This is a genomic window from Marinobacter algicola DG893 (genome assembly GCF_000170835.1).
Taxonomy (GTDB): Bacteria; Pseudomonadota; Gammaproteobacteria; order Pseudomonadales; family Oleiphilaceae; genus Marinobacter; species Marinobacter algicola.
Genome location: NZ_ABCP01000053.1, coordinates 1 through 21320 on the forward strand (window position 1 = coordinate 1; position 21320 = coordinate 21320).

The following is a 21320-nucleotide window of genomic DNA, read 5'->3' on the forward strand; positions in this document are numbered from 1 at the left end:
CGCTCGGCTCCGCCATCCATGGCTCCGCACGGTTTTGGAAGGGCCTGCCCACTTACTTCATCTGGCATTTGGAATGAGGGTCCAAGAAATATGACTGAGAAACGTCTTCATATCGCTTTCCTTGGTGTTGGCCTCATGGGTGCGCCCATGGTTCGGAATTTGTTGGGTGCAGGTTATCCAATGACGTTGTGGAACCGAACCGCCAGCAAGTGCGAGCCCTTTGTGAATGAGGCCACTATTGCCGGCTCGCCGGAAGACGCGGTTCGAGACGCTGACGTTGTTATCACCATGCTGGAGAACGGCGACGTGTTGGACGACGTGATGGTGGCGCAAGGCGGTATCGCGGCGCTCAAGGCCGGGGCGGTCTATATTGATATGAGTTCGGTTCAGCCGTCGCTGGCGCGACGCCATGCGGCCTTGGTGCAGGAGCAGGGGGCCGGGTATGTGGATGCGCCTGTGTCCGGCGGCACTGTCGGCGCTGAGCAGGCGACGCTGAGTATTATGGCCGGTGGCTCCGAGGCAGATGTCGAGCGGGTGCGGCCGGTTTTTGAGGTGCTTGGGAAGTGCACACCCATTGGTCCGGTAGGGGCCGGGCAACTGGCGAAGCTGGCCAATCAGGCGATTGTGGGAATTACCATTGGCGCGGTGTCGGAGGCGTTGTTGCTGGCCGCGAAGGGTGGGGCTGATCCTGCCGCTGTTCGGGAGGCGCTGATGGGTGGTTTTGCGGGCAGTCGGATTCTGGAGTTGCATGGGCAGCGGATGATTGATCGGGACTTTTCACCCGGTGCACCGGCGCGGATTCAGTTGAAAGATCTGCGGATGATTCTGGACGAGGCCCGTTCCGAGGGGCTGACTCTGCCGCTGTCGCAGCAGGTGCACAATGAGTATAAAAGCCTGATCGCCAACGGGCACAGCGATGTGGATCACAGCGGTTTGTTGCTGGAACTGGAGCATCTCAACGGGGCATTGTTGGGCTCTTCGTCGGTCATCAAGCACAAGAAGTAAGCTCGCTACGAATCTGTTCATGCCGTTTGTCGAGGTGGAATGCATGAACACGGCGCGGGCGAGATTAACTTTCGGAATGTTTTCGCAGCGCTTGACCGCCTGGGCTATGGTGGCAGGGTAAACGCGGAATATTGCCTTGCGGGCGATACGGTGTCGAGACTAGGCTGGTTCGGGGGTATGCTGTGACCGTCGCCATTGGCGACACCCTCTTACAAGATCGTAACTGGCCGGCAACGGATGTTCTTCGTACCCTAGCTGTTAATGTAATCCGCTATCGGGAGGAAAACCGGTGAAAGCACTGGTAATTGAAGACGATCAGGACGTGGCAAACTACCTTGTTAAAGGGCTGAAAGAGTCTGATTTTGTCGTGGACCACGCGGCGGATGGCAAGGAAGGCATGATGATGGCTGCCAGCGAAGACTACGACATCATGATTGTGGATCGCATGCTGCCGGGTATGGACGGCCTGTCGATCATCAAAACGGTGCGTGCCACTGGCAACCAGGTGCCTGTGTTGATCCTCAGCGCCCTGGGCGACGTGGATGACCGGGTGGAGGGCCTGCGCGGTGGTGGCGATGACTATCTGACCAAACCGTTCTCTTTCACCGAACTGCTGGCCCGTATCGAATCGCTGGTGCGCCGAAATCGTCAGTCTGCCGAAACCGAGACCGTACTGCGGGTGGCAGATCTGGAAATGGATCTGCTTGCAAGAACCGTTAAGCGGGCCGGGCACAATATTGATGTTCAGCCCCGGGAGTTCCGTTTGCTGGAATATCTCATGCGTAATGCCGGGCAGGTGGTCACGCGTACCATGTTGCTCGAAAAAGTATGGGACTATCATTTCGATCCCCAGACCAACGTCATTGATGTACACATCAGCCGCCTGAGGGCGAAGATCGATAAGGAATTCGAGACCCCCTTGCTGCAGACCATACGGGGTGCAGGGTACATGTTGCGTGAAACTGCTTAGCCAGCTCAGAACCTCATCGTTCCAGTTAGCCCTGCTGTACATGGTGGTGTTCGCCACCTCGGTTTTTCTGCTGCTGGCGTTTATCTACTGGCGCACGGCAGGGTTCATGACTGCCCAGACCGATGAGACCATCGAGGCCGAGATTGCAGGCCTCGCGGAGCAATACCGTGGCAGCGGTATCAATGGCCTTATTTCCATCATCCGCGAGCGAGTTGCTCGCGACCCCAACGCCAAATCCATCTATCTGTTGACGACGGACGACTTCGTCAAGCTTGCCGGTAACATTGAAAACTGGCCTAAGGGCTCCCGCTCTGACAGCGGCTGGATCAACTTTACCCTGAACCCGTCGGTGGGCTGGAACGGGCCGGAACGTCTCGCACGGGCCCGCATTTTTGAAGTGCAGGGCGGCCTGCGTTTGTTGGTGGGCCGTGATGTCGACGAGCTTACTAATCTGAAGCGGGTGATCGAAACCGCCATTAACTGGGGAATGGGCATTACCCTGGCGCTGGCGCTGCTGGGCGGGTTCCTGATGAGTCGGAGCACCACGCGGCGCATTGAAGTCATCAACATCACCTCCCGACGCATCATGAACGGGCATCTGTCTCTTCGCATACCGACTCGTGGTACCGACGACGACTTTGACCAACTTGCGGAAAACCTGAACCAGATGCTGGATCGCATTGTGTACTTGATGGAAGGTATCCGGCACGTATCCGACAGCATCGCCCACGATTTGAGAACCCCGCTGACCCGGTTGCGCAATCAATTGGAAAACACGCTCATGTCAGTGGACAACGATGAGGCCCGTGAGCAGGCTGGCAAGGCTGTGGCAGAAGCGGATCAATTACTGGCCACGTTCAACGCACTGTTGCGTATCGCGCGGCTGGAAACCCGTGGTAACACAGCGGATATGAAGCAGGTGTCCCTGGCAGATCTGGTCAGCGATGCGTGCGAACTGTATGAGGCGCTGGCGGAAGACAAGGAGCAACAGTTTGAGCAGTCGCTGGAAGATCATGTGGTGATCGAGGGTGACCGGGATTTACTGTTTCAGATGGTCAGTAACCTGATTGATAACGCCATCAAGTACACCCCGGAACAGGGCGAAATCCGGGTAAACGTGCGCAAGGAAGGCAACGATGCGATTTTCGAGGTGGGGGACAGCGGCATCGGTATCCCCGATGACGAAAAAGATCAGGTTTTTCAGCGCTTCTACCGGGTTGGCAAGAGCCGGTCACTGCCGGGCAATGGCCTTGGGCTTAGCCTTGTCAGCGCGGTGGCTGAGATCCACCAGGGTGTCATCTCATTGAGCGATCATCACCCTGGGGAGGAGTATCCGGGGTTGATGGTCACCATCCGATTGCCTGCATACTCCCCGAACCGGAAACGCCTGAAAGACACCCAGAGTATTCCCGCCTCGGAAGTTGGAGAGCAGAGCTCTCCGGGCGAACTCAGGGGCGCTTGATCAGTTACCGGATGCGCCACGGAATTGATTCACGCGGCTGATCACCGGCTTCAGCAATGTATCCACTTGTGAGCGACGGCGATCGAATTTGGCCTGAATGCTGTCCCACTCACCTTCCAGATGTTTCTGTTCCAGCATGATGAACGCCGCCAGATTATGACGGTTCAGCTTGCCGGTGATGCCGTATTGGTCAAGCCGATAGCCGATACTGTCGAGACCATTGAGGGCGGTGTTGAGAAGTTTTTTGGTGTTCATTCTGGTATCCCGTGCTTGGACGTTAAATCGGAAATTCAGTTAATTTAACGCTAACGCTTGTGTCTAGAGTGCGCAACCTAATCCGGCTCTGACCAAAACGTAATTCGGCCGCCACCACTGTGTAACCTGTTCTGTGGAAAATAGGAGGTGTAGCTAAGGAAGTCGGCGGAAACTCCGCTTGCTTCTCCCTCCAGCACAGCGCTAGCCTTACCCCGTTTTTACGGGGTTTTTTTATGCGAGCAGGAATTGGGTTTTCCGGTTTGTGGGGGCTTTTTGCCGCAACCTTCCTTCAAGAGCGGGCTGGGCACTAGGCTGGAATGAGGCCCGCAAAAAACTTTTCAGGCAGCTTTGGGTGAGAGTCATAGTTGACTAGCGCTTAGATGCCGAATGCTTGAGGCGTCTGAGTGAGTTGGTATCAACCAGAGCGTAGTTACTGGTACTCGATTTTAGAAATATCCCACTCGCGCTGATTTTCTGGCGTGCGGACAACTACAGTGTCACCTACGCTTTTTCCAAGGCATGCCTTGGCTACCGGTGCATTGACGGATACGTAGTTCTTTTTACCGTATATTTCGTCTGGACCGACCATCCTGAACGAGAGTGTTTTTTCATCCTCGTCGACTAAAGTTACCCATGCCCCAAAATAAACTTTTCCTTCTTGAACTGAGTTGTACTCAACCACGCGAAGCTTGGAAAGGCGATTTCTCAAATATCTGACTCGGCGGTCGATTTCCCTAAGTCTTTTCTTGTTGTACTGATAGTCTGCGTTTTCAGAGCGGTCGCCCAGACTGGCTGCCCACTGGACCTTTTTGGTGACTTCCGGCCGCTCCTTTCGCCAAAGGTAGTCTAGCTCCTGTTGCAGTTCGGCATAACCTTCCGGTGTAATCACGTTAGTATTCATAGTGCTCTACAGGTAAGTAAGTGTCCCTTTTATTCGAAGCACCCACTATGGTGGCTCGGAGTATCATGGCTCGGGTGTTACCCGCGATTCCATTGTATTTTGGGATCGAGAAGCCCCATTTGCCAAGAATTTTTCGGAAATTAGGCGTATCAGAGTCCTGTGTTGAGTGAGGCGTCTTCTTCAAAAGCACTTTTCTGGTAGTGTCTGGAAAGTTCCCGAAGGTGACTTTGTGAACGAGTTAACAGTCCAGTGGGGTTTCACTACATTTCACAATTTAATGGATAAACTTGGTCGGCTCGACTTCATTAAATCGCCGTAATTATATAAGATTCCGGTTGGTTACGAATTCTGTAGGCAGGGACGCTGTCTAATATCGGCCTGATATTAAGGTTGGCTGCTGGATCAGCCCGTCTCCTGCATTACTACAGCGGTTTTCATGTACAAGCGGAGTCTTGGCTGTGGGCAGCAGGAAATTTTCGGTTCTTCTTTTAGAAGTTCTAGCGGTACTTCTTTTATCAATATCATCCACTGGGTATGCGCACAACGGCGCTGACCACCAATCTGGTGAACAGGGGGCGAATTTAAATTCAGCCCTTCACTGGCTAGAGGTTTCTCAGCTACCTAATGGCGATGTCACCAACACCTCTGATATTTCAACCAGCCTGCAGTCTACCGCCGAGGCGTTAACGGTTTTTCAGTTATTGGAGTCATCTTCAGCTGATAAACAAGCCGCTTTGGAGTTTCTAAGAGGGAACCTGCTCAATTTAAACTCTGAACAATTATCTCGTCTTTTGCTGGGTCTGGCGGAAGCAGGCCAACCTCATCATGAGGAAAAAGCAGAACTGTTATCCCGTCAAGGAACTGATGGTGGCTTTGGCCATTTCGAAGGCTACGACAGCACCGCTCTAGATACCAGTTACGCGCTCTTAGCTTTGCAGGCGGCCGGCTCGGATGCCCTGATAGCAGGTGAAGTATTACAATTTTTCTCGTCGGTGCAACAGGCGGATGGCTCTTTTCCTCTTTATGAGGATCAAGCGTCAGTGATGGTTACAGCCCTAGCGACCAAAGCATTGAGGCCTTATCTATACACCCACGACATTTCTGACGTCCTTCGTGAAGCTGTTAACTACCTATACTCTGCTCAAAACGCAGATGGTCATTGGGGCACTGCGTGGGAGAGTGCGCTGGCACTACAGGCCCTAATTCCGGTTACCACTGATGTTGGTAAATATAGTAAAGCAGTTGATTTTCTGAAGACGAGCCAGTCGCCTGAGGGTGATTGGGGGCAGCAGGTCTATTCCACTTCACTCTCCGTTGCCGCATTAAATATGCTTGCATCAATTGATGTTCCGGTTGATCCGGAAAAAGCAGTTGTTGCAGGCCGGTTGGTGGCTGCTTCTTCGGGTGTAAATATCCCGAACGCTACCATTGATGTACTTGGTGCCAGTGATGAAGATGTTGCCATTAACTCTGATGGTAGTTTTGTTATCTCCAATCTTGGCGCTGACTCGCACGTAGTGGCATATTCTGCGCCGGGTTATTTAGGTGCTTCTCAAAGCATTACCCTGAGAAAGGGACAGTTCGCGAATGTTGGCACTATTCGACTAGTTGTAGCACCAACGACGGTTCTCATATCAGGTGTGATAAGAGAATCTGCGTCTGGGAGTCCGGTTCCCGGTGTGACGATCATATCAGTTGTAGGAGGGAGCACGAACAGCGCCGTAAGCGGGATTAACGGAGAGTATCAATTGCTCAGTGAGCCGGGAGCTGCAACCTTGTCGGTTCAATCATCTGACTATTATCCCGTTTCGGCTACTGCAGACCTTCAAGCTGGTACTCAAATCAGCTTTTCACCATCTCTGCAAGCACTAACAGACGAGCAGCCTGATAGCTCCAGTATCTCGGGGACGGTCGTTGACAACAATGAGCAGCCTATCGAGGGTGCGTCGATTTCAATTTTGGATGGTAATGCCGTCTTCACAACAGATGAAACAGGCAGCTTTGAGCTATCGGATTTGAATGGCGGGGATATCTCTGTGGCTGTCAGCAAGTCAGGCTTTGAATCAGTCAATTTCGGCTTGCTCGTACCTGATAGAACGAACGTTGATATCGGTTATATCAGCCTGAAGGAAGAAGAGGTGTTGCCATCTACTTCGATTCGTGGGCAGGTGGTTGATATGGTCACCGGACTCGGCGTGCCAGGAGCGAGTGTTTCTGTTGGAGGTTCAAAAACCACTTCGGACGTGAACGGGTTTTACCAGATATCAGATATTCCGGTTCTTGAATTTACCGTATCAACCAATGCATCAGGGTATTTGTTCTCGAATAAAGACGTTTCTCTCGCAGAACATGCCGATTTGAACCTCGATATAAATATCCGAAAAGCTGACCTGGGTGGCGTGAACATCGTTCAAGCGACCACAGATAAGTCAGTTTATGGCGCCTATGAACCTGTGTTGATAACAGCGGATGTTGAGAATGATACAGCACTTAATCAAGGTGCAAGATTCTACGTTCGAGTGCTGAACAGTGAGGGCATAGAGGTAGAAAGCTTTTCCGGAGCCAACCTCCCTCCGATAGATCCGCAGAGCGATCCGGAGGAACTGGCGCACTACCAGGAGCACCTCGAGGCCGCGATCCAGGACTTTGCTCCGGGTGAGCAAAGAAGCATCAAGCTAGAGCAGTGGTGGAACACCTTGGTGGCAAAACCAGGTGTCTATACGATCACTGTGCAGGCCCTTGACGGCACAACAAGCAATCTCGTCTCGGAGAGCAGTACCACGGTAACGGTTGAACCCACGAGTGTGTTGGCTTCTTTGGATCCAAAGGCCTCTCCAGGTTACGTACTGCTGAACAACCAAGCTGATATTGAACTCTATGCGGAGATATACAACCGCTCCAATATCCCTGTAAATCTTGAGTTCGACTATTCGCTCACCCACCCCGATGGCCGAGTAATCACCCAGGGACATAGTCAGCTTGAGCTGGCACCCGAGAATACTAACGCACGCCAAGTTCTCTCAGTATTGCCTTATGACTTTGATGCCAGCGGCGAATACCGACTCGTTGTAGAAAACGTATCCGGTGCAACCGTTAGCTCTCAGTCAACGGGAATAGTCTTCGTTCCGCCATCAATCAGATTGAAAGCAACGCAGTCACTCAGCCCAGGCGAAGTGGTGCCACTGGAGGGCGTATCGGTAGAGAGCAAGATTCAGGTAGAAGGAGTTGATGGTGAATAAGATGGATCGAAACTTGGCGAAGGCAATCATTAGCCGTTTTACCTGTGTAATTTTACTGGCTCTCAGCTTTTCTGTTGCGGAAGCTAGTCACTTCCGATTTGGGCATTTTGCTTACGAAGCTCGGCCAGATATTTCACCGACAACGGCCGATTTTCGAATGACGGTTGCGTTTCGGAGTAGCGCGTTCGGACACCCGAATATTGGCCAGACATTTCGCCCAGGAGGCTACTCTTACGGTGATGGAGCTTCCTCTAATCATAATTATCGGGTCATTGCGAGGAACCTCCAAGAGGATTGGATTGTAGGCGAAGCTGTTGATACGCGGAATGAGAACGATATTGTCCGTCACTCCTATCCAGCGGTTAATAATAACGGTCAACCTTGGCTAGGAAGGTTCGAGAGCTGCTGCAAAATTGGCGGGCTTCGTAATTCAGGTAGCACCTGGAGGGTATACACCCGAGTGAACCTGGAGGAAGGCAATTCCTCCCCATTCAGTAACCTGCCGCCTATTGTCAGCTGTTCCAAATATGACTGCAGATTCCTCGTGCCTGCGGTTGACCCTGACGGCGATAAGCTGACATGGAGGATGTCTACGCGGTCAGAATCTGCCATTAATGGCATTCCCTCCGGTATGAGCATCGACAGCGAGACGGGGCTGTTTACATGGACAGGGGCGGAGTCATTCAGTAATGGCTTGTACACCGTTCAAGTCACGATCGAAGACCGTGATCAAGAGGGTAATGTTAAAAGCACTGCGGCGATCGATTTTCTGCTTAATCTTCGTGATCAAGGTGTGAATGCCTCACCAGAATTTGATCACCCGCCAACTCCTGAGGCTGGCAGCGTTATCAAGGCCGTCGTTGGGCAGAAACTCAGCCTGACAATTCAAGCTACAGATTCAGATCCTAACGATCAGGTGTTTTTGAACCACGTCGGTTTGCCGGTTGGCGCAACTTTCGAGCAAACCGTGTCTGGGAGCACTACGGGAGTTGCAACGCTTGAGTGGACACCGACCAGTGCCGACATGGGGGAGAACTTAGTAACCTTTTTGGCGAACGATAATCGTGGGGGCGCATCTAGTCCAGTCGGTGTCAAAATTGAAGTTATAAAGCCAGCCATCTCTGATGTGAAGATCACTAGCACTATTTCCACTGCAGATATCCAGATCGATAGTTCTTCCTACTCTGTGCCACCTTCTCAGGTTGCTGTTGAAACTGATCGAACTATTGTCACCTGGGAATTCGACACTTTCAGTGTGGGACAGCTTGAGAGTCTTGCTACAGATTTGAAATTGTTCAATGTCCAGCCTGGAACCCAGCGAGTATTAACCGAAAAGTTGGAAATCTCGTATACAGACATTGACGGCGATCCTGTCCGGGAAACACTCGGCGAGCAAAAGGTCAAGGTGGCGCCCACGCTGACGACGATTGCTGTAGATACCGATAAGGAGCTGTATTCTCCATCTGAGCAAGTGATCATTACTGGTCTGCTGAAAAACCAGAGTGACATTCAAGCTGATGCGAGGGTTGCGCTAACCATCGTTGATAATCAGCGGGTGCTTGTGAGTGATTTTGGTGTGTTCGATGTTCAAGCCATCGCGCCGAAAGGGCAGATCTCAATTCCTTCCCAGCTTTTCGATACCACGAGTATCTATGCAGGAACCTATGAAGTAGTTGCTCAACTACTCGGTAGTGATGCAGAAGTTTTGACTCAGGCCGTTGCGCCCTTTGCCATATCAACCTCCAGCGGTTCGCTGACCGAAGTTGGTGCTCTGGTCAATACCGACAAGCCAAAGTATCAGGCGTGGGATCAGGCGCTGATTGATTTGCGGGTTCGCAACCTCAGCCAGAACGGGGTTTTCAATGGTGGTGTTGGGACGCTGCAGATCAGTCGTCCCAATGGCGAGCTACTGGCTGAAGAAACCTATGACCTGAATAGCCTGGTCCCTCAGGGCTCAAGTGATCGCAGGTATGCCCTGGCCTTGGTTGATCGAGAGGCTGGTACTTATCAGCTACGTTGGGTTATCAGCCAAGACGGTGAAGAACTCGCGAGCAGTAAGGCGAACTTTCAGGTTGAACGCTCCGAAACCCTCTCTTTACTGGGTGATGTCACTCTGGACTATTACGAAACCGGAGAGGCTAAAGCTTGCCAATTTGAAACTACAAACCGGAGCTCACAGGGCGAGATAAATGCCAATTTGATTTATCAGTTGGTGAGTCTGGATGATGGCTCCGTGATCTATCAAATCAACGAAGAGAACACCGCTGTCAGCAACACAAATAGCCACCTTTTCCAGCTGCTGTTGTCTGATCCTCCAGCTTATGGTGGCTATGCCTGCCTATCAATGGCGGAGATAGATGGCGAGTTGATTGAGTTAGCTGCGGCAGGTTTCGAAGTGGTGCCTCCTGAATTGAATTTGGAGATTCTCCCTTCCGTAAAGGGCAAGCTTCTGGTTCTGGTCGATGATTTGGAGAGATCCACTCAAGATTATAACGATGCAAGTGCCCAAAGAGCGTACTTGGAGAGCGTGCTTACCGCCAACGAATGGCACTACACCTTGGTGGACAACTCGGTTGAATTTGACACTGCGTTTAATTCAGGGTTGTTCAGCGCCGTGGCACTCCTATCCGATAAAGTGACTCTGCATCCTCAAACAGAGCACCTGCTGGTAGAGGCCCAGAACAATGGTATGGGCCTTCTGTTGGGTGGAAGCTGGAATCGGCGTAACAACAAAATCGAGAAAGCTTTAGGCATTAAGCTAACGGGTAAAAACAACCAAGTTAGTGCCATTTTTGATAACGGGGTCATTGATCAGCCGGTTGCCAGTGATGCGATAGCGTCGCAGGGCCTGGCGATGGCCCATTGTGGTGCTGAGGTGTGGGCAGTTTTTAACGGTGGAAGGAATGCAAGCGATAGCTGTGCCTATGCATATGCGCCTGCTGCCGTCACTGCTGGTACGTACGGGCACGGCGGCAACAGCTACTTTGCCTACGATGTGTTAGATCTCGCCACTTCCTATCAAGGTTTGCATGAACAGCTTCTGCTTGAAGCCTTGCTCGCAGTTCAGCCGAATGCTTGGCCCGCTGCGCCAGGCCGCGTAGTTCCCGTTGAGATCACTCTGGAAAACCTTAGCCGTAAAGCGGCCGTTGATGTGCGCTTTACGTTGCCGCAGGGCGGAGAAGTGATCGAAAGCCAGATACCCACCACTTTCGATGATGGCACTTGGTTGTGGCAGCGTGACTTTTCTTCGCCAACTGAAGCGACCAATGTCCTTTACGTACTGCTCCCGGACGGCGTGGCGGGCGAAGTTAGTCTTCATGTTGAGATCAAAGCGGGTATTAACCGAGATCTCATGGTTGATGATAGTGAATTGACCTATGTCCTCGGAAATCTTGATGGATCCTCTAAATACCGAGTCGCTTCTGACTTGTTACAGCAGCTAGAAACAGATGGTCCAGGAATTGCCAAATACAGGTTTATTGCCAAAAAGCTGGACGCCGCTGTTCGTGACCAAACTAAAGGAAAACTGAATAACGCGATTAAATCGATTTTGTTAGCCACGGATGAGATTTCCGAAGAAAAGCATGCAGTGGCTGAACAACTCCGATTTGTACTGGATTCTTGGTTGTATCAACTCCAGAGGCAACTCTAATTGAATCTACGCAAAGAAGTCACTTATTGAGGAGCAAACAGGTATCTGCTTGCTCAAACAACATTATTTAAAACCGACGGCTTAGTTTGGGGATTACCATGAATGGCTTGACCATGGACGCATTTCGTTCCGGTAAAATTTCAAAGGGCACATCAGCCTTTACCGCTTTTATGTTTACTTTTGTCTTTTATCTATCACCCAACGGTAAGGCATTGGCCGACGAACTAACCAAGGAAGACATTCGCCAAGCCAAAATCGAAAGAATTCTCGAAAGCACTCCTGAGAAAAAGCTGGCCCATCGTCTGGAAAAGTTCAAACATAAGCTCTCCAAGGAATTACCCAATGCTGTTGAAAAACGCAACGAGGGAAAAGGTTGGGTTTCAAAAGCCATGGATACTATCGGCATAGGTGACATGCCACTGACGGCCGGCGAGATCTCTGAGCTTAAAAATTTGAAAACAGGAATAAGCCGGGCGTACGACGAGGCGATTACGGAGTTTGATCAGGAAGGCGCACGACTCTCCGCTAGACAGGGCATGCCCGAAGGCGTGAAGGAGCTAATCCGCGAGCGTCACGCTGAGGCTCTCGAACGGGTAAAAAAGCGATACGGCACTGTTGAACAAGATTTGGAACAACTGACCACCACACAGGACGCTGAAGAGCAGAAGAAAATTCTGGATAAACTCAGTGAAAGCCTCGGCAACGAGAAGTTCAAGCGCAGCCACACTGCTGATGATCCCAATAAGCTGCCTTGGCGTGCACCCTCAGACAAAGTGCGTGAGCCCAAGACCAACAAGCGCAATCTTCAGGCAGTGCTTGGCATCGATTCCTATGCAAATTACGTGCAAGTGGCCTCAAGTGATCTGACGCCTGAAATGCTGGTATCAGATGATGTCGCTGTGGCCAAAGGGGTGACTGAGGCGGACTTACAAGAAACTATCGATATTCAGATCACCGACGAGATCAGAGTGCTGGCTGAGAGCCTGAATAACAACCCGGTCGAAATATACACTTGGGTCCACAACAATATCCGCTTTGTTCCCAGCTATGGTTCAATTCAAGGGTCACAGTACACGTTGGAGACCAAGCGCGGTAACGCTACGGATACGGCAAGCCTGCTACTTTCATTACTGCGCGCGGCGAATATCCCGGCTAAATACGCTTACGGTACCGTAGAAATTCCAGTGGACAAGGTGATGAATTGGGTGGGCGGCGTCACCAAACCAGAAGCAGCACAAAGCCTGTTGGGACAGGGTGGTATTCCCAATGTCGCCTTGATCGAAGGCGGCAAAATCACAAAGATTCGTATGGAACATACCTGGGTAGAGGCTTTTGTGGATTTTGAGCCTTCCCGAGGTATTAAGAACCGGGCGGGAGATAACTGGATCCCCATGGACGCTTCCTTTAAGCAATACGAGTTCACGGAAGGTATGAAACTCAATGACCGTGAGCCTTTTGACGCACAGCCGCTGGTGAGTAGCATTGAAGAAAAGGCCGTGACGAATGAGCAGGAAGGTTGGGTAGAAAATGTTCCACAAGGCGATATTGAGGCCGAGCTCCAACAATTCCAAAATCAGGTCGAGAATTATATTGCCGGCCAAAACCCCGATGCCACTATAGGGGAAGTGCTGGGTTTACAAGAAATTAAGATACTCCCGCCGCGCCCGCTGGCAGCAGGCTTACCCTATCAGCATATAGTGACCCAGGACAGCTTCTCGGAGCTACCGGATAACTTAAGACACAAATTCAAATACGAGTTGGCTACGCAAAGCTACGGCTATCCCAATCCTCCATTTATAAGACTGAATGAGCCGACGGTTAAACTGGCAGGTAAGAAACTGGCATTGAGTTTCAGTCCAGCAACCGATGATGATCGAGCCATCATCGAAAGCTATCTGCCAGCACCGGATCCGGCCACTGGCTACATCAACCCTGAAACATTCCCAGATGGCTTACCCGGTTACCTGATCAACCTTGTTGCAGAGCTCACAATCGATGGCGAAGTGGTCCAAAGTTCGACAGCTCAAACAATGGGTACGGAATTGCATGAAACCCTAGGGCTTTTCAGTCCGAGTCACAACTGGTTCACGAGCAATAACACCCCAATTGCAGGAGAGCATCGTGCTATTGGCCTTGATCTCCAAGGGATTAGTCCTGACCAAGCCGAAGCGTTGAAATACAGTCTAGAAGAGACAAAATTAAAGCTTGAGAGTCGCGATAGTGCACAACTGGCTGCTCTGTCTAAGCAGGATGTCACCGGAGATCTGCTTCACGGCACCATAATGAGCTACTTTGCAATAAACGATTTACAAGAAGAGATCCAAGCCAATAGTTCGAATATGGTGACTTACCGCTTACCGAGTTACGGTATCTTTTCAACCACTTTGCAGCCCCAATACTGGTTTGGAGTGCCGCGCAATACCAATTTCAGTGGTCTTACTATCGATGTAGACGCTGTAACTTTTCATGGGGCTGCCAAAGATAATGACAAGCAAACACGGATTAACTTTACTAGGTCTTCCGGTACCCAATGGAGCGCAAATGAACATTTAGTGCCAGAGCAAGTTTTTTCAACGCCTGAAACGCCTACATATGGCATTTCGGCAGTAAAAGCGCTTGCTTTGGCTGGAGCAGATGGGCAAAAAATTTGGACAGTGGATAAGGGCAACGTGAGCTTAGCGTTAAGCCAAATCAATCTTAGTCCTGAAGTTGAGACAGAAATTCGGAATGCTGTGTTGGCAGGCAAAATCGCCACTGTTCATGAGCAAAAGCTGGCGTATCGGAACTGGGTCGGGTCCGGCTATTTGTTGATTGATCCTGAGACAGGCGCAGGTGCATATAAAATAGCAGGAGGATCTAATGGAGGCTTCCTAGATGGACTGGGATACATTGCGACATGGTTGGGGCTAGGTTTCGCATATAAAGAGTTATTAGCACTAATTGCAACGTCCCCCTCGATAGCACAGATTTTTTCTCAGATAGGGTCATTCTTGTTTGCTCTTTCCTTTGGGTTGTCTGTATACGATTTGGCGACGAATTGTTCAGATGTTGACGCTGCCCGTCTGTTCATCGTGGTTTATACTGTTGTCACGCTGATGGTTCTGGCTTTGCTCACCGTTTTTGCTGGGCCTGTAGGGACAATAATCGGGTTGTCGCTGCTGGGCTTCGGTTTAAACCGAATGACTTCGCTAATTAAGTCGACGCCACTATGCAGGTGATTTTATGAATGATAAGTTTCGGGGAAAAATTTTCTTTATTGAATTTTTTCTTCTGATTTTATGTTTTTTTAGTATTTTTTTATTTGGATTTGGAGCGGAGTTTGTAATTCTATTGGCTGGATCGATAATTATTGTGGGAGGATATTCTCAAGGTGGTAAAAAAATAAATAAAGTAGGTGGTGTCCTTGTTTTTTTTGGAATAACTCTTTCTGCTATAAGCTTACTAAAGTCATAGAGAGCTTAGTTTTCTGGTCGTTGAAATAAAGCGCCATATCTAGCGTGTCTATGGACAGACTGGATTAATTCTTAGTTCAGCAACATTCAGCTTTAGGACGTCCATATTTTAATAGCCCCTGAGCTCAGGGGCTTTTTTTGAAAGTTGATGGCAAAAGTAGAATTTAAGCTCAATGCTGCGTCGTTCGACAATCGACGTCCGGCGTGACCTACCCCAGAATTTGTATCCGAAGTCTGTGCTTTTAAAAGATGCTGGTGAAGGAGATCATTTCCAAAAATAGTATGTTCTGGAGTAGGGTCCCAACTACCTTGAAAGAAGGGGCATGAAGATATAAAAAGTGCAAATTCGACGGCAGCTATAGCTTTAATGCTGAGTTTCTAGGATTAGGGGCTTTGGGATCTGAGGGTATTGCTCTTTTGATTTTCGGTGAGGGGATTGCATTTCTGTTGGGCCTGATATGATAGTTGTCCGATTGATATTAATTTTCACATGCGCGTACTTGGCGAATCTAAAGGCCATAGAAAACGTTTGGGGGGAAGCTGGCAATATTTCTAATTTTGCTTTCTCGGCGTTAATGAACCTTTTTTCAGCTGTATATTTCTGTTATGGGGTATATCTATTTTACGTCTCACGGAAGTTAAAGCTTAGAATGGAAAAGTATGAGGTTATTTTTTCTTTGATTGCAATTCTAGCATTGCCATTTTCGCTTTTAGGGCTCGATGTTTTTTCTACTTATTTTCTGGGGCTGGCAATTTTATTCTGTGCCTTAGTTAACTTGAAAGGTGAACAGGTTCGGGGTTTTATCTGGGAACATCGGTTTCATGAATTCTCTCAGTGGCCTGATGACGGTAATGTAACACATCGTCAAGTTGAAAAATTGAAATGGATATTGCTGATTGGCATATTAATATTTGCATTTTCGGGATTATTTTCAGGCGAAATTTATTAGTAGGAATTGTTTTTAGTATGTTAAGTGGTTCGCCTGCGAAGTGTTTTGCCATTCGCGGGCGAACTCTTACGATGATCAGTAAACCTTACTGCAAAAACCGACTTCTCTCGCCAGGAATTACTCTCCTCTGAATGCCTCACCAGATGTGTTTAAGGTGGGAAGATCCTGTCGGCGTTGTGTGGATAAAAACGGCAGCGGATGTCAATTCCTGCTTGCAATGTCTTTGGCTGACTTCCGGTTTAAGAGGCTTTATGGTTGCTATGATATTCATTATGTTTTTTCGGGTCCTGTACTTCGAACCTCTCAACGACTGGGAGAGGAACAGGGTTTGGTTAAGAAATAGTATGGTTTGTAGTGGGGTTCTAATACATCTATGGCAAGAAGCAGTTGCGGGAAATCGACCGGCGCGTACGCTTCCTGACCAAGCGGCTTGATGAGCTGACGGTGGTGGATCGCCTGCCTGATGACCGGGGCAAGATGTTCTTCGGTGCCTGGGTGACCATCGAAAGCGAAGACGGCGACGAAAGCACCTACCGGCTGGTTGGGCCGGATGAATTCGACCTGTCTCGTGGTTACCTGAGTATCGACTCCCCCATGGCGCGTGCGCTTTTGGGCAAACGGATTGACGACGAGGTGGGGGTGCGTACACCGGATGGCTGGAATCACGTGGTGATCACCAACATTCATTATGAGCCGCTAACGCCCGACAAGTGAGGAGTGTCACAAAACTGGCGACTGACCGGGTTTTTTGTCGTTTTTGGCGATAGACTGATCAAAAATTGTCAGCCTAAGATGGGTTTGTTCAAATAATAGTCAGGCTCGACATGGCATAAAAAAGGCAGTCGTTATGGGCGGATTCGATACAAAAAGGACTATGATCGGCGCGATCCTGCTGGTGGTGGCGTTGTCACCTCTGGTGTGGGCCCAAACCGGCGAAGAAAGCGTCGAGGGTGGCGCCTTCAACTATGAAGAGCGTTCAACGCTGGAAACCATTCCGTTCAACTCCATGGAAGAAGAGTCTCTGGCCAATACCGTGATTGAAGGCGGACTGGAAGCGCCAGCGGCCGGCGTGCCAGTGCAACCGCGAACGGACGAGGATTTCTACCTGGACCCCCTCGCCCTTCAGCCCCGTGACCCCCGCACCGATCTCGGGCGCAGCGAAATTCCCGTGGAATTCCGCTTCAGCAACCCCAAGTCCATTCCCGGACAAACCCACGGCGACAACTACATTATCCGCCCGCCGACCAATCGGAACTACGGCGCGTTCAATACCACAACGACGGAACGATAATTCGCCTGCCGCGCTGGTTCAGGCGGCAACAATGCCTTCGGGCTCAGTTCTGCCCAACACATCTTCGTAGAAGAACGTCAGTGCCTGTTTGGCCTGATTGAGGCGTGCCCGTGACACTTCCAGGCGTTCGCTGAGGTAGGCCAGGAATAATTGCCGGTCGCCGGGTTGCAGCGTTTCCGGATTTTTCAGGTCGTGGAAAAGCACGAACCGGGAAATCCAGTGGAGATAGGTTTGCTCTGCGCGTTGGTTAAGCTGGTGTTTGCGGATGGCGCCAGTCACTCGACTGACAAGGCCGGGCTGCGACTGTTCCAGCGCCTCGGTGATATCCATGATGCTTCTTCCGTGTGAATTGTTGTTCTTATGATGCGCGCATCTTATGACAATCGTTTGACCGCCGCAAAACTTTTGCGAGAGAAATTGAGTGGGAGCAGAACCGTCGGTGCGGTGGCTGCTCCCGATCAAGCGGGACTACGGGTTACTTCAGGGATTCCAGCTTATCGATGTACTTCTGCATGGCTTCCTCGGATGACGTGCCCTTGACCTTTTCCCATGCGTCGTACTTGGCACGGCCGACAAAGTCCATCATGCCCGGGCGTTTGCCACTGACATCACCTTCGGTGGCCTGCTTGTAGAGGGCATAGAACTCCAGCTTGAGTTCGTTGGAGGGTTTGAAGTCGCCTTCTGCGTTCTGGATGTAGCTGACGGCTTCGTCAAAGCGGGTTTTCAGGTCACTCATGTGGCGGTTCCTTTTCAGTGTTAAATCTGAGATTCACGGTGCGGCAGAGTATATCCAGAGACAGTGTGGTCGTCATTGGCCGATCGTTCCAATCCTTCGACGAATGGGGTATTGTCCGACACCTTCTTTTCAGATAAGCGGAGAAACCCTATGGCCGCCACCAACAAACTGGCTGGTATTGTTTCCAGAATCAATCAGCTGCCGGAGTTCGCCCGGCCCAAGGCCCTGTCGCTGTTTTTCGGCAAGGCGGTTCCGTTCACCGGTACCACCGGCATTCGCATTGAAGCCCTCGATCAGGAACGTTGCGTGATCTCCTTGAAGAACAAGCGCAGGGTCCAGAATCACATCAAGGGCGTACATGCCGTGGCTTCCCTGTTGCTGGCTGAATCCGCCACGGGCTTTCTCGTCGGTCTGAACGTGCCGGACGACAAGGTGCCCGTGATCAAAACCGCGCATGCTGAATACACGCGCCGTGCCAAAGGCGATATGAAGGTGGAGGCGTACCTTAGTGCTGAGCAGCGTGAGCGTATGCTGACCGAAGAGAAGGGTGAAACCTCGGTGCCGGTAACTATCCATGACAGCGAGGGTCAGCAGCCGATTGAAATTGAAATGATCTGGGCCTGGACGCCAAAGCGTCGCTAGTTGCGATAGGTTATTGTTGTGAAAGGCTCCGGGATGTCGAATGGTTGGCAATTCTTTGCCCGGGGCCAAAATTTCGCCAGAAGCTGGCCAATTTTTGCTTGAGTACCCGTTTTATCCTGTGTAGAGTTCGGCCTGTAGCGTGCCAGGATGGTGCGCACAATGGACTGTAACACCGCAACTGAGTTTGCACATGGACCACAGGGAGCAAGCGCATGTCTTCAAAAGACGGTTCCGTCGCGCCGAAAGAGCGCATCAATATCAAGTATGTCCCCGCCACCGGTGATCAGCAGGCTGAAACAGAACTGCCGCTGAAGATGTTTGTCGTTGGTGACTTCAAGGGGCAGGCCGAAGAAACTCCGATCGAAGACCGTAAGGCGATTTCCGTCGACAAGAACAACTTCCGTTCTGTGATGTCGGAAGCCGGTCTCACCCTCTCCACCACGGTTACCAACAAGCTGGACGAAGAAGCCGAAGAATTGCCGGTTAACCTCGACTTCCAGACGCTGGATGACTTTTCCCCGGATAGCATTTCCCGTCAGGTGCCCGAGCTGAAGAAGCTGATTGAGCTTCGCGAAGCACTGGTTGCCCTCAAAGGCCCACTGGGTAACGTGCCGTCGTTCCGCTCCAAGCTGCAGGAAATGCTGGACAACGACGAAGCCCGCAACAAGCTTCTTGAAGAGCTTGAACTGGCCACGGACGAAAACGGCGAATAATCCGGATTCGTGATCCGAACTCTGCCAGTGCTGGCAGATCTCAATCTTGTGTTTAAAACGTACTGAAGGGATGTGGTATGTCTGATACTGCTGAGCAGCAATCCGCTGCTTCCGAAGCTGTCGCGGAAGGATCATTGTTGGACCAGGTCATGGCCAACAGTCGCATGGCTCCCGCTGATGAAGGATACGATGTGGCGCGCCGCGGCGTGGCAACGTTTATTTCCAACCTGCTGAAAAGCGATGAAAAAGGCCAGCCGGTCAACAAGGCATTGGTTGACCAGATGGTGGTCGAGCTGGATCGCAAGATCAGCGCCCAGATGGACGAAATCCTGCACGCGCCCAAGCTGCAGGAGCTGGAGTCTTCCTGGCGTGGCCTGAAACTGATGGTGGATCGCACGGATTTCCGTGAGAACATCAAGGTGGATATCCTCCACGCCACCAAGACCGAACTGCTGGAAGACTTCGAGTTCGCGCCCGATGTCACCCAGACTGGTTTCTACAAGCACATCTACTCCACAGAGTACGGCCAGTTTGGCGGCGAGCCCGTGGGTGCCGTGGTGGGGAACTATGCGTTCACACCCTCCACGCCAGACATGAAACTGCTGCAGTATGTGTCTTCTGTTGGCGCGATGGCCCATGCGCCGTTCCTGTCTTCCGTTGCGCCCACGTTCTTCGGCGTCGACAGCTATCAGGAACTGCCGGCCATCAAGGAACTGAAAGCCGTCTTCGAAGGCCCGAAATACGCCAAGTGGCGCTCCCTGCGTGAGTCGGAAGACGCTCGCTACCTGGGCCTGACATCACCGCGCTTCTTGCTGCGTGTGCCTTATGATCCCACGGAAAACCCGGTACGCAGCTTCAACTACAAGGAAGACGTGTCCGGCGACCACGAGCATTACCTGTGGGGCAACACCGCCTACCTGCTGGCGACGCGCCTGACCGAAAGCTTTGCCAAGTACCGCTGGTGCCCGAACATCATCGGCCCGCAAAGCGGTGGTTCGGTGGAAGACCTGCCGGTTCACACGTTCGAATCCTTCGGCCAGCTGGAAGCCAAGATTCCGACTGAGGTGCTGATCACCGACCGTCGCGAGTACGAAATGGCTGACGAAGGCTTCATCGCCCTGACCATGCGCAAGGGCAGCGACAACGCAGCGTTCTTCTCCGCCAACTCGGTGCAGAAGCCCAAGCAGTTCCCGAACACCAAGGAAGGCAAGGAAGCGGAAACCAACTACAAGCTGGGTACGCAACTGCCTTACATGATGATCGTTAACCGCCTGGCGCACTACATCAAGGTGCTGCAGCGCGAGCAGATCGGTTCCTGGAAAGAGCGTCAGGATCTGGAGCGGGAACTGAATACCTGGATTCGCCAGTACGTGGCTGACCAGGAAAATCCGCCGGCGGACGTTCGCAGCCGTCGACCGCTGCGTGCCGCCAAAGTGACTGTCTCCGACGTAGAAGGCGATCCGGGCTGGTACTCGGTGTCCCTGGCGGTTCGTCCGCACTTCAAGTACATGGGTGCGAACTTCGAGCTGTCACTCGTCGGCCGTCTGGACAAGGACTAACCCGTGTTCAGGAACACCGGTGCTGACGGTGTTCAGGCTTCGGGCGGCAGTCTGTTCGAGCGTTTGGAGCAGGCTGCCGAACCCGCCGGGCAAAGCATGGGGGAAGTAACCCATGTGGTGGATTCCATCAAGCGCCACCTGGTTCGCCTGCTGAACGCCCATCCGGGCAACAGTGAGAGCGTGCCGGACCTGGGGCTGGTGGATTTTAACGACGCCACGCTCGGTACCCATGACCTGAGCATTCGTATTCGCAGTGCCATTCGGCAGTGTATTGAGAAGTTTGAACCCAGGGTGCGCCGGGTGGATGTGATGGCGATGCCCCAGGGGCCGGATCCATTGCAGTTGCGGTTCCAGGTGACGGTCTACCTGAAGGTGGGTTCGGAAGACGATAAAACGACCATTGATTTGTTATTGGATGACAAGCGCTATTACCGGGTGATTTGAGATCACTGGCAGTAGCTATCGGACAAGGATGAGAACAGGTGATGCAGGG

17 protein-coding genes and 1 pseudogene are annotated in these 21320 nt (G+C 51.4%); 14 read left to right on the forward strand and 4 right to left on the reverse strand.

Translation table 11 applies throughout. From position 1 onward, the window contains the following. Positions 1–90 precede the first annotated feature (90 nt). From MDG893_RS18650 to MDG893_RS18660, 3 genes are all read left to right on the forward strand, one after another. Positions 91–1005 (forward strand): NAD(P)-dependent oxidoreductase, encoded by a 915-nt coding sequence (locus MDG893_RS18650; RefSeq protein WP_007155391.1) that lies wholly within the window; start codon positions 91–93, stop codon positions 1003–1005. Between the two features lie 289 nt (positions 1006–1294). Next, positions 1295–1975 (forward strand): winged helix-turn-helix domain-containing protein, encoded by a 681-nt coding sequence (locus MDG893_RS18655; RefSeq protein WP_007155393.1) that lies wholly within the window; start codon positions 1295–1297, stop codon positions 1973–1975. Continuing rightward, the gene (locus tag MDG893_RS18660) at positions 1962–3437 is read left to right on the forward strand and encodes a sensor histidine kinase (RefSeq protein ID WP_007155394.1); all 1476 of its coding nucleotides are present in this window, start codon (positions 1962–1964) and stop codon (positions 3435–3437) included. The genes MDG893_RS18655 and MDG893_RS18660 overlap by 14 nt, the downstream gene beginning before the upstream one ends. Here MDG893_RS18660 and MDG893_RS18665 read toward each other — a convergent pair whose 3' ends face one another. Both MDG893_RS18665 and greB read right to left on the reverse strand, forming a co-directional pair. Then, complete coding sequence (locus MDG893_RS18665) at positions 3438–3692, reverse strand: hypothetical protein (protein WP_007155395.1); 255 nt, start codon at positions 3690–3692, stop codon at positions 3438–3440. 430 nt (positions 3693–4122) lie between these two features. After that, on the reverse strand, positions 4123–4593 hold the full coding sequence (greB, locus tag MDG893_RS18670; RefSeq protein ID WP_007155396.1) for a transcription elongation factor GreB: 471 nt from the start codon (positions 4591–4593) through the stop codon (positions 4123–4125). Between the two features lie 458 nt (positions 4594–5051). Between greB and MDG893_RS18675 the strand changes: the two genes are divergently transcribed. The 7 genes and pseudogenes from MDG893_RS18675 (at position 5052) to MDG893_RS18700 (ending at position 17177) form a co-directional block, all read left to right on the forward strand. Continuing rightward, positions 5052–7832: a carboxypeptidase regulatory-like domain-containing protein gene (locus MDG893_RS18675; RefSeq protein WP_007155397.1), complete on the forward strand. Its 2781-nt coding sequence runs from the start codon at positions 5052–5054 to the stop codon at positions 7830–7832. A 1-nt stretch (position 7833) separates the two neighbouring features. After that, positions 7834–11484: an Ig domain-containing protein gene (locus tag MDG893_RS18680; protein ID WP_083797718.1), complete on the forward strand. Its 3651-nt coding sequence runs from the start codon at positions 7834–7836 to the stop codon at positions 11482–11484. Between the two features lie 98 nt (positions 11485–11582). Continuing rightward, positions 11583–14702: a transglutaminase domain-containing protein gene (locus MDG893_RS18685; protein WP_157132882.1), complete on the forward strand. Its 3120-nt coding sequence runs from the start codon at positions 11583–11585 to the stop codon at positions 14700–14702. 4 nt (positions 14703–14706) lie between these two features. Beyond that, positions 14707–14937 carry a hypothetical protein gene (locus tag MDG893_RS21000; RefSeq protein ID WP_157132883.1) on the forward strand — a complete coding sequence of 77 codons (231 nt, stop codon included), beginning with the start codon at positions 14707–14709 and terminating at the stop codon, positions 14935–14937. 649 nt (positions 14938–15586) lie between these two features. After that, the gene (locus MDG893_RS21005) at positions 15587–15886 is read left to right on the forward strand and encodes a hypothetical protein (RefSeq protein WP_157132884.1); all 300 of its coding nucleotides are present in this window, start codon (positions 15587–15589) and stop codon (positions 15884–15886) included. Between the two features lie 366 nt (positions 15887–16252). Then, a pseudogene (locus tag MDG893_RS18695) lies at positions 16253–16600 on the forward strand (GreA/GreB family elongation factor); the annotation flags it as partial. Between the two features lie 160 nt (positions 16601–16760). Next, on the forward strand, positions 16761–17177 hold the full coding sequence (locus MDG893_RS18700) for a hypothetical protein (RefSeq protein WP_007155402.1): 417 nt from the start codon (positions 16761–16763) through the stop codon (positions 17175–17177). A gap of 18 nt (positions 17178–17195) precedes the next feature. On the opposite strand, the gene MDG893_RS18705 is transcribed toward MDG893_RS18700, so the two are convergent. Beyond that, the gene (locus MDG893_RS18705) at positions 17196–17507 is read right to left on the reverse strand and encodes a site-specific integrase (protein ID WP_007155403.1); all 312 of its coding nucleotides are present in this window, start codon (positions 17505–17507) and stop codon (positions 17196–17198) included. A 145-nt stretch (positions 17508–17652) separates the two neighbouring features. Next, a complete protein-coding gene (locus MDG893_RS18710; protein ID WP_007155404.1) occupies positions 17653–17913 on the reverse strand; it encodes an acyl-CoA-binding protein in 261 nt (86 codons plus the stop codon). Positions 17914–18063: 150 nt separating this feature from the next. Between MDG893_RS18710 and MDG893_RS18715 the strand changes: the two genes are divergently transcribed. The 4 genes from MDG893_RS18715 (at position 18064) to tssE (ending at position 21271) form a co-directional block, all read left to right on the forward strand. Beyond that, complete coding sequence (locus MDG893_RS18715; protein ID WP_007155405.1) at positions 18064–18555, forward strand: DUF4442 domain-containing protein; 492 nt, start codon at positions 18064–18066, stop codon at positions 18553–18555. 212 nt (positions 18556–18767) lie between these two features. Next, positions 18768–19268, forward strand: coding sequence for a type VI secretion system contractile sheath small subunit (tssB, locus tag MDG893_RS18720; RefSeq protein WP_007155406.1), 501 nt, complete (start codon positions 18768–18770; stop codon positions 19266–19268). Between the two features lie 77 nt (positions 19269–19345). After that, a complete protein-coding gene (gene tssC, locus MDG893_RS18725; protein ID WP_007155407.1) occupies positions 19346–20827 on the forward strand; it encodes a type VI secretion system contractile sheath large subunit in 1482 nt (493 codons plus the stop codon). Positions 20828–20830: 3 nt separating this feature from the next. Next, on the forward strand, positions 20831–21271 hold the full coding sequence (gene tssE / locus MDG893_RS18730) for a type VI secretion system baseplate subunit TssE (RefSeq protein WP_007155408.1): 441 nt from the start codon (positions 20831–20833) through the stop codon (positions 21269–21271). Positions 21272–21320: the final 49 nt, after the last annotated feature.